The organism is Cupriavidus sp. H18C2, from assembly GCF_049393795.1.
In the GTDB taxonomy this organism is placed as follows: Bacteria; Pseudomonadota; Gammaproteobacteria; order Burkholderiales; family Burkholderiaceae; genus Cupriavidus; species Cupriavidus pauculus_C.
This window is the reverse complement of sequence record NZ_CP186011.1, coordinates 1,239,004-1,251,747: the sequence shown is the minus strand read 5'-3', so window position 1 is coordinate 1,251,747 and position 12,744 is coordinate 1,239,004. Positions and strand designations below refer to the sequence as shown.

General features: G+C 69.5%; 11 protein-coding genes. 8 read left to right on the top strand and 3 right to left on the bottom strand.

The window, feature by feature from the left end; translation table 11 throughout:
* The first annotated feature begins 11 nt into the window (after positions 1-11).
* A complete protein-coding gene (locus EPAKOI_RS22170; RefSeq protein ID WP_423193693.1) occupies positions 12-650 on the top strand; it encodes an FMN-binding negative transcriptional regulator in 639 nt (212 codons plus the stop codon).
* Between the two features lie 49 nt (positions 651-699).
* On the top strand, positions 700-1,935 hold the full coding sequence (locus EPAKOI_RS22165) for an NAD(P)/FAD-dependent oxidoreductase (RefSeq protein WP_423193692.1): 1,236 nt from the start codon (positions 700-702) through the stop codon (positions 1,933-1,935).
* Between the two features lie 9 nt (positions 1,936-1,944).
* Here the strand turns inward: EPAKOI_RS22165 and EPAKOI_RS22160 are convergent, their stop codons facing one another.
* Positions 1,945-3,450: a M81 family metallopeptidase gene (locus EPAKOI_RS22160; RefSeq protein ID WP_423193691.1), complete on the bottom strand. Its 1,506-nt coding sequence runs from the start codon at positions 3,448-3,450 to the stop codon at positions 1,945-1,947.
* Positions 3,451-3,481: 31 nt separating this feature from the next.
* Complete coding sequence (locus tag EPAKOI_RS22155; RefSeq protein ID WP_423193690.1) at positions 3,482-4,807, bottom strand: MFS transporter; 1,326 nt, start codon at positions 4,805-4,807, stop codon at positions 3,482-3,484.
* 157 nt (positions 4,808-4,964) lie between these two features.
* Between EPAKOI_RS22155 and EPAKOI_RS22150 the strand changes: the two genes are divergently transcribed.
* Positions 4,965-5,945 carry a LysR family transcriptional regulator gene (locus tag EPAKOI_RS22150; RefSeq protein ID WP_423193689.1) on the top strand — a complete coding sequence of 327 codons (981 nt, stop codon included), beginning with the start codon at positions 4,965-4,967 and terminating at the stop codon, positions 5,943-5,945.
* Positions 5,946-6,073: 128 nt separating this feature from the next.
* Complete coding sequence (locus EPAKOI_RS22145; protein ID WP_423193688.1) at positions 6,074-7,534, top strand: aldehyde dehydrogenase family protein; 1,461 nt, start codon at positions 6,074-6,076, stop codon at positions 7,532-7,534.
* 32 nt (positions 7,535-7,566) lie between these two features.
* Here EPAKOI_RS22145 and EPAKOI_RS22140 read toward each other — a convergent pair whose 3' ends face one another.
* Positions 7,567-8,583 (bottom strand): amidohydrolase family protein, encoded by a 1,017-nt coding sequence (locus EPAKOI_RS22140; RefSeq protein WP_423193687.1) that lies wholly within the window; start codon positions 8,581-8,583, stop codon positions 7,567-7,569.
* 113 nt (positions 8,584-8,696) lie between these two features.
* Here EPAKOI_RS22140 and EPAKOI_RS22135 point away from each other — a divergent pair, with 113 nt between their 5' ends.
* Genes EPAKOI_RS22135 through EPAKOI_RS22120 form a run of 4 tightly spaced genes read left to right on the top strand, consistent with a single transcriptional unit; the run spans position 8,697 to position 12,708 of the window.
* Positions 8,697-9,941, top strand: coding sequence for an acyl-CoA dehydrogenase (locus EPAKOI_RS22135; protein ID WP_423193686.1), 1,245 nt, complete (start codon positions 8,697-8,699; stop codon positions 9,939-9,941).
* An 11-nt stretch (positions 9,942-9,952) separates the two neighbouring features.
* Positions 9,953-10,867, top strand: coding sequence for a VOC family protein (locus EPAKOI_RS22130; protein ID WP_313838431.1), 915 nt, complete (start codon positions 9,953-9,955; stop codon positions 10,865-10,867).
* Positions 10,864-11,379 carry a flavin reductase family protein gene (locus EPAKOI_RS22125; RefSeq protein ID WP_423193685.1) on the top strand — a complete coding sequence of 172 codons (516 nt, stop codon included), beginning with the start codon at positions 10,864-10,866 and terminating at the stop codon, positions 11,377-11,379. The genes EPAKOI_RS22130 and EPAKOI_RS22125 overlap by 4 nt, the downstream gene beginning before the upstream one ends.
* A 51-nt stretch (positions 11,380-11,430) precedes the next feature.
* A complete protein-coding gene (locus EPAKOI_RS22120; RefSeq protein ID WP_423193684.1) occupies positions 11,431-12,708 on the top strand; it encodes an MFS transporter in 1,278 nt (425 codons plus the stop codon).
* Positions 12,709-12,744 lie beyond the last annotated feature (36 nt).

The following is a 12,744-nucleotide window of genomic DNA, read 5'->3' as shown; positions in this document are numbered from 1 at the left end:
CAGAACCCACCATGTACGTACCGGCCCATTTCGCAGTCCCCGACATCGACGCCCTGCATCGCCTGATGCGCGAACACCCGTTTGCCGCCCTGGTGACGAACGGCGCCAGCGGACTCGACGCCAACCATATTCCCTTCGAACTCGAACTGCCGCCCGGCAAGCAGGGCGTGCTGCACGGGCATGTGGCGCGCAACAACCCGGTGTGGACCGACGTCCGCAATGGCGACGACGTGCTGGTCGTGTTCCGCGCCGAGGACGCCTACATCACGCCGAACTGGTACCCGAGCAAGCACGAGTTCAAGAAGCAGGTGCCCACCTGGAACTACCGCGTGGTCCACGCGCACGGCAAGATCACGATCCGCGACGACGAGCGCTACGTCCGCGGCGTGGTGGCCAGGCTGACGCGCACGCACGAGTCGTCCCAGCCGAAGCCGTGGAAAATGGGCGACTCCCCGGTAGACTATATCGAGACGATGCTCAAGGCGATCGTCGGTATCGAGATCGAAATCGAGAAAATCGTTGGCAAGTTCAAGCTGAGCCAGAACCGCGAGCTGCGCGACAAGCGCAGTGCCGGCGAGGCGCTGAAAGCCCAGGGCGACGTTGCAATGGGCCAGGCGATGCTCGACGTGATCACCGAGGACCCCCGGTAGGCCATTGCGCGCCAGGGGCCGTGTATGGCAAGCCAACTCCAGGGGAAGCATGAGTTCTGATCGCATCATTGTCATGGGCGCGGGCCACAGCGGATGCAAGGCGGTGCAGGCGCTGCGCAAGCACGGCTGGACCGGCGGCATCACCATGGTCGGCAAGGAGGGCCGCGTGCCCTGCGACCGGCCGCCGCTATCTAAGGCCGTGCTGCTGGGCAAGAAGTCTCACGACGCCTGCGCGTTCTTTCCGATGGACTGGTACGAGCAGAACGGTATCGACCTGCGGTTGGGGCGGACGGTGCAGCGCATCGACCCGTCCGCCCGGACGGTCACGCTCGATGGTGGCGACACCCTGGGTTACCAGAAGCTGCTGATTGCGACGGGTGCCGACCTGATCGCGCTGCCGATACCGGGCGCCGACCTGCCCGGCGTGGAAGGGCTGCGCACGCCGGAGCAGGCCGCGCGCATCGCGGCGTCGCTGCAGGCCGGCAACCGGGTGGTCGTGATCGGTGCGGGTTTCATCGGGCTGGAGGTGGCCGCTGCGGCGGTAGAGAAAGGCTGCCAGGTCGAACTGCTGGAAGCGGCGCCGCACGCGTTGGGACGCAGCCTGCCGGCGCCGGTGTCTGACGCGCTGATCGCGTTTCACCGGCAGAAGGGCGTCCAGATTCGCTTCGGCGCGCGCGTGGCCGCAATCGAGGGCCAGGCGCGCGCCGAAACGGTGGTGCTGGCCGACGGCACCCGCATTGCGTGCGACGTCATCGTCTACGGCATCGGCGTGCGGCCCAACACGGCCATCGCCGAGGCGGCGGGCCTGACGGTCGACAACGGCATCGTGGTGGATGCGCAGCTGCAGACTTCGGCCCCCGACATCTACGCCTGCGGCGACGTCACGCGCTATTTCTGCGACCTGTTCCACCAGCCGCTGCGCCTGGAAAGCTGGAAGAGCGCGGAAGAGCAGGCCGATGCCGTGGCGCGCAGCATGGTCGGGCAGCCGGTGCGCTATGGCCACGTGCCATGGTTCTGGTCGAACCAGTTCGACCTGACGCTGCAGGTGTCGGGGCTGCCGGCCCTGGGCACGCGCCACGTCGAACGGGCCATCGGCGACAGCAGGCTCTACCTGTCCACCGACGATGGCGGCACGACGGTCGGCGTCAGCGCGCTCGGGGCGGTCAGGGAGATTGCCATGCCGATGCGGGTGGCCAAGGCGTTCGTCGAAGGGCGCCAGCAGATCGATCCGGCGCGCTTCGCCGATGCGTCGGTGCCGCTGCAGGCGCTGGCCGGAGAGCCCTGACTGCCCGGGTTACGCCTGCTGTGGCACGAACGGCTGGCCCATCGGCTTCAGGCGAATGCCCGGCGCCAGCCGCGTCCACGGCAGGTCCGCCGGGTCGGCCGTCATCGGGCCGGGCGCCTTGGCCACCAGCACCGCCTGCGCGATGCCCTGGAAATCCGCGCGGAAATGCACCGAACTTTTGTTGACGAGGATCTTCATCGCCTCGGGCTCCACGCCGGCAACGCGGTACAGGTTGCGATCCAGCATCTGCGCCTTGCCACCGCTGACCACGACCTTGACGCCGCCAATGCCCAGCAGCGCCACCGGGCCGACGTCGGCCAGCATGCCGTGCATCATCGGCCCGCCAAAGCGGCAGACACCGTCGGACAGGCCCAGCACCTCGAAGCTGGCCTGCAGCGGTGCGTCGCCCGGCACGCCCGAGACCCCGCCCAGTGCAACGTCGATGACCGCGCCCACGCCCGCCGCATGCGCTGTGGCGGCCACGGCCGGGTCCCAGATCAGGCCGATGGCCGCGCCCTGCGCGCCGTGGCGCAGCAGCGCGCGCAGCATGCCCGTGGTGTTCGAATCGCCGCCGGCGCCCGGGTTGTCCTGCGTGTCGGCGATGACTACTGGCTTTGTCGCGCCCTTGGCCAGCGCCATGGCCTGCAGCACGGCCTCGTCGGGCGAGAGGAACGGCACCTGCCAAGCGGCTTCCTCGGCCAGCATCCGGTCATGCAGCGCCTGGACGGCGGCCTCGGCCGCCTCGGCGGTTTCGCCATAGCCCCAGATCACCGGCCCGCATTCGGGAAAATCGGCCGCCGGAAAGCCCGGCGCGAAGGATAGCGACACCACGCCATCGCGCTCGCGCGCGTCGATCTCGGCGTACATGCCGCACGCGGGCTCCAGCATCGTGCACATGCCGTTGATCGGAATCAGGAAGGGCAGGCGGCGCGCGGCGCGGTGCCAGCGCGTCTGGCCGTTCAGCAGCCGATGCAGCAGTTCCGCCGCGCGCGCGCCGGTCTGGTCCATGTCCACGTGGGGGTAGGTGCGATACGCGACCAGCGCGTCCGCCGCGTCCAGCATGGCGCGCGTGACGTTGGCGTGCAGGTCCAGCGACGCCACGATCGGCACCGCCGGGCCCACGACGTCGCGCAGGCGCGCCAGCAGCGTGCCTTCGCCATCGTCGGTGTGCTCGGCGACCATGGCGCCGTGCAGGTCCAGGTAGATGGCATCGAAGCCGCCCGCGCGCGCGGCCGCGACGATCTCGCCGGCAATGCGCTCGTAGGCGTCCTCGGTGACGTGCGCAGACGGGCTGGCACCGGCCCAGATCACGGGCAGCAGCGTCCAGTCATGGCGGCGGGCCGCCTGGATGAATCCGCCGGCCGGGATGTTGACGTCGGCCAGCTTCAGTACGTCTTCGCCGCGCGCCATCGCCGGGAAGCCCTCGCCGCGCTCGAAGTTCGCATAGCCGGCCTTGGACGGCGCGAACGTGTTGGTCTCGTGCTGAAACCCGGCGATCAGGATCCGTGTTGCCAAGTCTTGCTCCATGGGGTGTCGGTAGAAAAGGTCAGGCGGCAGCAACGCTGCCTTCGGGCGCGGGGATGCGGTTGGCCAGCAGCAGGATTGCCCCGGCCACCAGCAGCGCCACCATCACGAGCAGGCCGGCCTGCATGCTGCCCGTTGCGGTGCGCACCGCGCCGATGATGGTCGGGCTCAGAAAGCCGCCGATCAGCCCGATGGTGTTGATCAGCGCGATGCCGCCGGCCGCGGCCTCGCCCTTGAGGTATTGCGACGGGATGGCCCAGAACACCGTGTAGGCCGTCCACATCATCGCCGTCGCCACCGTCATGCACAGCAGCGACAGCGCCAGGTTGCCGCTCGACATCGTGGCCAGCGCCAGCGCGGCGGCGCCGATGAGGGCTGGCACGGCGCTGTGCAGGCGCCGCTCGCCGCGCCGGTCCGAGCGCCGGCCGATCACCACCATGGCGATGGCGGCGGCGATGTACGGGATCATCGAGTAGAGGCCGATCTGCATCGTGTCGGTCACGCCATCGGCCTTGAGGATCGACGGCAGCCAGAAGCTCACCGCGTAGATGCCGCAGATCATCGTGAAGTACGCGAACGCCAGGCCATAGACGCGCCGGTCGCGCGCCACCTCCGCGAACGAGTGGTGGGCGGTGCCCGTGGTGCGCAGCTCCGCTGCGAGCAGCCGCTTCTCGTCGTCGTTGAGCCAGCGGGCGTCCTCGGGGCGGTCGGCCAGCATGCGCAGCGCCAGCCCGCCCAGCACGACGCAGGGCAGCCCTTCGACCAGGAACATCCACTGCCAGCCGGCCAGCCCGTGCGCGCCGGCCAGGCCGGTCATCAGCCAGGTGGAAAGCGGCGAGCCGAAGATGCCGCCGATGGGGCCGGCCAGCATCACCACGGCCATGACGCGGGCCATGCGCGCCTGCCCGTACCAGTACGTCAGGTAGAAGATCATGCCCGGCGCAAAGCCCGCTTCGAACACACCCAGCAGGAACCGCATCACGTAGAACGTGGTTTCGTCGCGCACGAACATCATCCCGGCCGACGTCAGCCCCCACAGCACCAGAATGCGGCTGATGGTCTTGCGCGCGCCGATGCGCGGCAGCAGCAGGTTGCTCGGGATTTCGAACAGCACGTAGCCCAGGAAGAAAATGCCGGCGCCCAGGCCGTAGACGGCGTCGGACAGGCCCAGGTCGCTCTGCATCTGCAGCTTGGCAAAGCCGATGTTGACGCGGTCCAGGTAGGCGAAGGTGTAGCAGATCAGCAGGAAGGGCAGCAGGCGCCAGTTCAGCTTGCGATACAGCGCCTGGCGGGCAGCGTCGGTGAACGGCGCGGGCGCCGCCGCGCGGTGGGGCAGGGGTGCGGACATGTCTCTCTCTCCCGTTGGCAGTCCGTGGTGGGAATGGAATGTCGTTGTGCTTTTTTTCTTGGTGTGGGGCAATCGTCGGGCAGATGGCGGGACAGAGCAAGAGCAACCGAAGTCGGTTATCGTTGCCCTTTGGGCAACACGCGAACATGGGAGCAACATGCGCGAACTGAACCAGCGCCGGCTGCGCTATTTCCATGAAGTGCTGACGCACGGGTCGATCCGCGGCGCGGCGGACAGCATCAACACGTCGCCGTCGGTCATCACGCGCCAGATCCGGCTGCTGGAGGAAGAGGTGGGTGCGCCGCTGTTCGACCGCCACGCGCGCGGCGTGCAGCCCACCGAGGCGGCGCTGCACCTGCTGGAGTACTGGCGCGGCTGCCGCGCCCAGCAGGAACGGTTCGAGGACCGCATGCAGGCACTGCGCGGTCTGCAGCACGGGCAGGTACGCATCGCCACGAGCGAGGGCTACGTCGATGGCCTGATGGACGAGGTGCTGACCGACTTCTGCGCGCGCTATCCACGCCTGGACATCACCGTCGACATCCTGCCCGTCAACAACGTGCTGCAGGAGGTGGCGGAAAGCCGCGCGCATATCGGCCTGGCCTACAACCCGCCGTCGCACGCCGACATTACGTGGGTGGCCACGTCGCCCCAGCCCGTGGTGCTGCTGGTGCGCGCCGGGCATCCGCTGGCGCGGCGCGGCGGCCCGGTGGCGATCAGCGAGCTGGCCGATTACCCGCTGGCAATGATGCCGCCCGCGTTCGGACTCGGCCAGGTCGTGCAGATGCTGGCCTATACGGAGAACGTGCAGATCCGCCCGACGCTGACCACCAACTCGCTGTCGGTGCTGCGGCACTTCGTCAAGCGCCACGACGGCATCACGATGATCGGTGCCTTCGCCGCCTACCGCGAACTGCAGTCGGGCGAGCTGGTGACGCTGCCCATCGCCCATCCGCTGTTCGAGGCAGCCAAGGCGCGCGTGCTGGTGCGCACGGGCCGCCCGCTCGGCGTGGCCGCCGACACCTTGCTGGAAACCCTGCTGCGCCAGATGCGGATGTTCGCGGAGGTCAGTGCGGGGCGGAAGGCGGGCGCCAGCACGGGCGGCGGGGCCAAAGCGCCAGCGCGCCGGAAGCGGTGACGAGCCGTCCGCCGCCGTCCCCTTCCTCGCCCGCTATTAGGTTGTAAAAGCAACCGATATATGCTTCAATGCGCCGCAGTTGTATTGGTTGTATCCACAACCAGAATTCACCGACAACAGGAGGCGACATGAGCACGAAGGCAGAGGCAATGCATTGGATCCGTGGCGAATGGCTGGCGGAGGGGCAGTGCAAGGAGAGCATCGACCCGGCCACCGGGCAGGTGATCGGGTATTTCCACGATGCGACGGCGGCCACGATGCAGTTGGCGATCGACGCGGCGGCGGAGACGTTTGCGGCGGGCCACTGGCGCGATGACGCCTACCTGCGGGCCACGGCGCTGGGGCATCTGGCCGATGCGTTCGCCCGCCGGCAGCAGGAGGTGGTGGACATGCTGTGCGCGGAGAACGGCAAGCTGCGCGCGGAAGCCACCTTCGAGGCGTCGCTGATTCCGCGCGCGCTGCGCTTTGTGGCCGGGCTGGCGATGCACAACTTCGGGCGCGTGGTGGAAAGCCGGCCGGGCCAGCAGAGCATGTCCATCCGTGAGCCGGTGGGCGTGGCCGGGCTCATCATTCCGTGGAATTCCCCGGCCTATCTCTGCATCCGCGCGTTGGCGCCGGCACTGGCCGCCGGCTGCACGGCGGTGGTCAAGATGCCGCACCAGGCCGCGCAGACCGCGGCGCTGCTGGCCAACATCGTCGCCAGCGTGCCGGAGCTGCCGAAGGGCGTGGTCAATATCGTGACCGAGTCGGGCGCCGACGGGGCGCGCCTGCTGGTGGATTCGCCGCAGGTGCCGGTCGTCAGCTTTACCGGCAGCACCGCCACCGGCCGCGCCATTGCGCGCGCGGCCGCCGACCGGCTCAAGCGCGTGGGGCTGGAACTCGGCGGCAAGACGCCGCACCTGATCTTCGACGATGCCGATCTGGCCGCCGTGCTGCCGGTGCTGGAGAAGTCGTCCACGGTGTTCGCCGGCCAGTTCTGCATGACCGGCAGCCGGATTCTCGTGCAGCGTGGCATCGCCGATGCCGTGCGCGCCGGCCTGGCGCAGCGGCTGGAGGCAGTGCGCGTGGGCCCGGCCCGCGAGGCGACGAGCCAGATGGGGCCGCTGATCGACAAGGCGGCCGTGGCGCGCGTGAATGGCTTGGTGGAAGCGGCCATCGCGGCCGGCGCCCGGCCCATCGTGCGCGGCGGCCCGGCGCAGGACCCCGCGCTGGCGGGCGGCGCGTTCTATCGGCCGACGCTGCTGGAAATTGCCGACCAAAGCCTGCCGATCGCCCGCGAGGAAACGTTCGGCCCGGTGCAGACGCTGCAGGTGTTCGATACCGAGGCGAAAGCCATCGCGCTGGCCAACGACAGCGACTACGGGCTCAGCGCGTGCGTGTGGAGCCGCGACGTGGACCGGCCGATCCGTGTGGCGCGGCGCCTGCAGGCCGGCCTGGTGTCGATCAATAGCTGGGCCAATCTGGCCGTGGAGATGGAAGAGGGCGGTTTCAAGTCGAGCGGGCTGGGCCGCCTGGGCGGCCTGGCGTCGGTCGAGGACTTCCTGGAGTACAAGCAGATCACGCAGGACTTCATCCCGCATCACCACTGAGGCACCGCGCCCGGTGCCTCCGGGGCGGCGGGCTAGATGCGCCCCAGCCACGCCGCCGCGTTTTTCCAGCGCAGTTGCTGCACCACGGGGTCCGGCAGGCCCAGCGACGCGATTCGCGCCGCCGGGTCGGCGTCCATGATGGCGAACGGGTAGTCGGTGCCGATCATCACGCGTGTCTCGCCCACCAGTTCCACCAGCGCGCGGATGGCCTGCGGGCTGTAGAGCAGGTCGTCGTAGTACAGCGCGCGCGCGGCGTCGACCGGGGCCGTGGCCATGGCGTCGCGCAAGGCGCGCTGTTTTTCCCACGCGAACTGCATGCGCGGCACCAGCGCCTGGATGGAGCCGCCGCCATGGCTCAGCGCGATCCGCAGCTTCGGAAAGCGCGCCAGCAGCCCGCCCGTGATCAGCGACGCCGCCGCCAGCCCGATCTCGCCGGGGAACGCGACGATCTGCTCCAGCGCGGGCGGGCCCACCAGCCGGTCCATGCCGGCCGGGCGCAGCGGATGCACGAAGATCGCCGCGTTGCACGCCTGCGCCGCTTCAAAGAACGGCCAGAAGCGCGGATCGCCAATCGGCACGCCCATCACGTTGCTGCCCACCTCGATGCCCGCCAGTCCCAGCGTGCCCACCGCATGGTCGAGCTCCGCGATGGCGCGGTCCATGTCCTGCAGCGGCGCCGCACCCAGCGCGCTGAACCGGTCGGGCGCGCGCGCCACCATGCCGGCCAGCGTCTCGTTGAGGTAGCGCGACAGCACGCCCGCATCCTCGCCATCCATCCAGTACGACAGTAGTTCCGGCATCGGGGACAGCACCTGATGGGCGACGTCGGTGGCGTCCATGTCGGCCAGCCGCGCGGCGGTGTCCCAGGCGTGATGCGGCACCGTGCGATAGATCTCGCCGGAAATCACGACGTGCCGGTGGCAAGGCTGCGCGTCGCGCATCGACGGCCACGGCACGTTGGCGCGCTGGCCGATGTAGCGCGGAAACTCGGCCGGGATGACGTGGGTGTGGACGTCGATGCATCCGCAGCGGGCGGGCAGGGGGTTCATTGGGGTATCTCCTGATAGGGAAGTGTGCTTCTAACGGTTGCAAAAGCAACTGTCATGCGCTTTAATTCGAGCACGGATAGGTTGCTTTTGCAACAATTTAGGAGACTCGTTCGATGGCCACACCCCAAGACGTACTGGATCGCCCCACGGCACCGGCACCGGCAGCGATTGCCGACACCGCCGTGCAGGCCAAGCTGATGGAGGCCGTCGCCAGGCTTCGCCCGATCATCGCGGAGCGCGCCCGCCAGACCGAACTCGACCGCCGCGTGTCGGCCGAGGTGACCGATCAACTGATTGCCGCGGGCCTGTACCGGGCGGTGCAGCCCAGGCGCTTCGGCGGCCACGAACTCGGGCTCGACGTGCTGCGCCGCCTGGCGTTCGAACTGGGCCAGGGCTGCGCCTCCACCGGATGGTGCTACGGCCTGAGCGCCGCAGCGTCGTGGGTGCTGGGCATGTTCCCGGGCGAAGCGCAGCAGGACGTGTGGGGCGCATCGCCCGACGCGCTGATCGCATCGTGCATCGCCCCCACCGGCAAGGCCGAAGCGGTGGCCGGCGGCTTCCGCCTGCAAGGCCGCTGGAGCTTTGGCAGCAACTGCGACAACGCCCAGTGGATGTCGCTCGGCGCGATGGTGGCGCAGGGCGAGGGCCAGCCGCCGCGGCCGCTGTTCCTGCTGGTGCCCAAGGGCCCGTACCAGATCGTCGATACGTGGCATACGGTGGGGCTGGCCGGCACGGGCAGCAAGGACATCGCCATCGAAGAACCGGTCTTCGTGCCGGAACACCGCACCGTGGCCTTTGCCGACGTGCTGGAGCAGGAGGGCCCCGGCGCCGCCCTGCACGCGTCGGCGATCTACCGGTTGCCGTTCCTGAGCGGCTTCCCGCCGCTGCTGGCCAACCCGGCGGTGGCGGCGCTGCGCGGCGCGCTCGATGCATTCGTCGACAGCGTCGCCGCGCGGGCCACGCGCGGGGCGTTTGCGGGCGGCGGGCAGTCGATTGCCCAGTTCGGCCACGTGCAGGCCGCCGTGGCGCGCGGCGAAGCGGCCGTGGACGCGGCGCAACTGATCCTGCAACGCGACCTGCAACTGGCCACGGACCTCGTTGCCGTCGGCACCAAGCTCAGTGCCGCCCAGCGCATCACGCTGCGGCGCGGCCACGCCTATGCCGTGCAGCTCTGCGTGGAAGCGATCAACGAGCTGTACGACGTGGTGGGCGGCACCGGCATCCAGCTGGACAACGCCGTGCAGCGCGCATGGCGCGACATCAACGCGGTGGCGCACCATATCAGCGTCAACTGGCATGCCGTATCGAGCATGTACGGGCAGATGCGGATGGGCCTGCCGCCGCGCGGGCAGTACTGAAGGGGCGCGCCATGATCCGACACCAGAAACTGGGCCGCATCGAGCTCAACGTGACCGATCCCCAGCGCTCGCGCCGCTTCTACGAGGACGTGGTGGGCCTGCAGTACGTGGATACCGGCAGCGAAGGCGAGATCCGGCTGCGCTGCGACCACGATCACCACAGCCTTGTGCTGTATCCCGGCAAGGCGGCCGGGCTGCGCTGCGCGGGCTTCATGCTGCAGGACGCCGCGCAGTTCGCGCCGCTGCTGGAGCGCCTGGACGCGGCCGGCCTGCCGGTGGAGCACGTGCCGGCCGACACCTGTGCCGCGCGGGCGCAGGCGCGCGCCATCCGCGTGTTCGAGCCGCTGGTGGGTGCCATGCTGGAGTTCTACGTGCCGGCGCCGGACTCGGCCCGGCCGTTCGCGCCCACGGTGACGCGCATCCAGCGCCTGGGCCACGTGGTCTTCAACACGCCCGATGCGGCCCGCGCCGTGGCGTTCTGGCGCGACGTGCTGAACTTCCGCGAATCGGATTCTGTGGGCGATGTCATCACGTTCATGCGCTGCTGGCCCAACCCGTATCACCATGGCATCGGCATCGCCCGCTTCGAGCGGCGCTGCCTGCACCACGTCAACTACATGGTGACCGAGATCGACGACATCGGCCGGGCGCTCACGCGGCTGAAGGCGGCCGGCTCCGACGTGGTGTTCGGGCCGGGCCGGCATCCGGCGTCGGACAGCGTCTTCCTGTACTTCCTGGACCCGGACGGCCTGACGATGGAATACAGCTTCGGCATGGAAGCGTTCCCGGAGACCTTTCCGCGCGCGCCGCGCCGCATCGAGCCGTCGCCGCTGTCACTGGATTACTGGGGCTCGACCCGCGACCCGCGCTGCTTTACCGGCGCCGGCGCCAATGCCGTGCCCGCTACCGAGGAGGCCCGCCCATGAGCGCCGACATCATCACCCCGCCCATCGACAGCCGGGACCTGCGCAACGCGCTGGGACGATTCGCCACCGGCGTCTGCGTGGTGACCACGCGCACCGCCGACGGCCAGCGCGCGGCGCTGACGATCAACTCGTTCTGCTCCGTGTCGCTGGACCCGCCGCTGGTGGCGTGGTACCTGAGCGACCGCGCGCCGAGCCTGCAGGCGTTCTCGGAGTCCGAGTACTTCGCCGTGCACGTGCTGACGGCCGAGCAGCAGCACCTGGCGTCGCATTTCGCGCGGCCGTCGCCTGACAAGTTCGCCATCCTGGGCGATGGGGTGCGCCCCGGCCTGGGCGACGTGCCGCTGCTGGACGGCGCGCTGGCGTGCTTCGAATGCCGCACCACCACGGTGGTGCCGTTCGGCGACCACGTGATGATGCTGGGACAGGTGGAACGGTTCGGCTACGGCGCGCAGACGCCGCTGCTGTTCCACGCCGGCAAGTTCATGGCGCGCGAGCCCGTGCTGCAGACCTAGCGGCGCGGCCCGCCGCCATACACCATAAGACAAGACAATCTGGAGACAAACGTGCACGCCCCCAACCGTCCCACGCAACTGTTTCGCGGCCACTGGTGGATCGTCATCGGCTCGGTCCTCGGGCTGATCGTCGGCAACGTCACCGTGCTGCAGTTCTCGGCCTCGGTGCTGATGAAGCCGATCATGGCCGAGTTCGGCTGGAACCGCAGCGTGCTGTCCGCCGCCGTGATGCTGGGCTCGATCTTCGCGGCCATCGCCACGCCGGTGGCCGGCAAGCTGATTGACGCCCGCGGCATCAAGCCGGTCACGCTCGCGGCCATTACGCTGTTTTCGCTGGCCATCGCGGCCATGTCGCTGGCGCCGCCGGTGCCGGCCGCGTTCCTGGCGATGTTCGCGCTGATGGGTTTGTTCAGCGCCGGCCAGGCGCCGCTGCCGTACGCCAAGGCGATTGCGGCGGCCTTCGACCGCCAGCGCGGCCTGGCCATGGGCATCGCCATGACCGGCGTGGGCCTGGGCGCGGCGCTGGTGCCGCGCCTGACGCAGTCCTACCTGGACCACTTCGGCTGGCGCGGGGCCTTTGTCGCGGTGGGTGTGACGGTGTTCTGCATCGCGTTTCCCGCCGTGGCGCTGCTGGTCCGCGACGTGTCCGTCGACGCAGGCAACGTGGCGGCGCGGGTGCGGCAACTGCCGGGGCTGGCCGCGCGCGATGCGCTGCGCCACAAGGACTTCTGGGTCATGGCGGTGGTCTTTCTGTGCATCCCGATCGTCGCCAACGGCACCATCGTCCATCTGGTGCCGCTGCTGACCGATCGGGGCATCCCGTCCAGCCAGGCCGTGACGGTGTTCTCGGGCATTGGCGCGTCGCTGATCGTCGGCCGCCTGCTGTGCGGCTATCTGCTGGACCGCTTCTTCGGCCCCCATGTCGCCATCGCGTTCGTGCTGCTGCCGGCGCTGGGCGTGCTGACGCTGCTGGGCAGCAGCGACGTGGCGCTGACCACGGTGGGCGCGGTGCTGGTGGGCATCGGCATGGGCGCCGAGGTGGACCTGATCGCCTACCTGCAGAGCCGCTACTTCGGCCTGCGCGCGTTCGGCCAGATCTACGGCTGCCTGTTCGCGGCCTTCACGGTCGGCACCGGCCTGGGGCCGTTTGTGATGGGGGCCACCTACGACCTGGCCGGGTCCTACCGTCCGGCGCTGCTCGCCTTTGTCGCGGTGCTGGCCTGCGCGGCGCTGATGCTGCTGCGCCTGCCACGCCAGTACCCGTTCCCGGTGCAGGGCACGCCGCGCCCGGCCGGCCAGGACGACGCCTCGCGCGCGACGGTGGCCTAGTGCCCGCTCTCCACGCTTTCCCATCCCTGACTCAAC

Coding starts and splice junctions, on each gene's coding strand:
- EPAKOI_RS22170 (WP_423193693.1), top strand. CDS start 12: ATGTACGTACCGGCCCATTTCGCAGTCCCCGACATCGACGCCCTGCAT.
- EPAKOI_RS22165 (WP_423193692.1), top strand. CDS start 700: ATGAGTTCTGATCGCATCATTGTCATGGGCGCGGGCCACAGCGGATGC.
- EPAKOI_RS22155 (WP_423193690.1), bottom strand. CDS start 4,807: ATGTCCGCACCCCTGCCCCACCGCGCGGCGGCGCCCGCGCCGTTCACC.
- EPAKOI_RS22150 (WP_423193689.1), top strand. CDS start 4,965: ATGCGCGAACTGAACCAGCGCCGGCTGCGCTATTTCCATGAAGTGCTG.
- EPAKOI_RS22145 (WP_423193688.1), top strand. CDS start 6,074: ATGAGCACGAAGGCAGAGGCAATGCATTGGATCCGTGGCGAATGGCTG.
- EPAKOI_RS22140 (WP_423193687.1), bottom strand. CDS start 8,583: ATGAACCCCCTGCCCGCCCGCTGCGGATGCATCGACGTCCACACCCAC.
- EPAKOI_RS22135 (WP_423193686.1), top strand. CDS start 8,697: ATGGCCACACCCCAAGACGTACTGGATCGCCCCACGGCACCGGCACCG.
- EPAKOI_RS22130 (WP_313838431.1), top strand. CDS start 9,953: ATGATCCGACACCAGAAACTGGGCCGCATCGAGCTCAACGTGACCGAT.
- EPAKOI_RS22125 (WP_423193685.1), top strand. CDS start 10,864: ATGAGCGCCGACATCATCACCCCGCCCATCGACAGCCGGGACCTGCGC.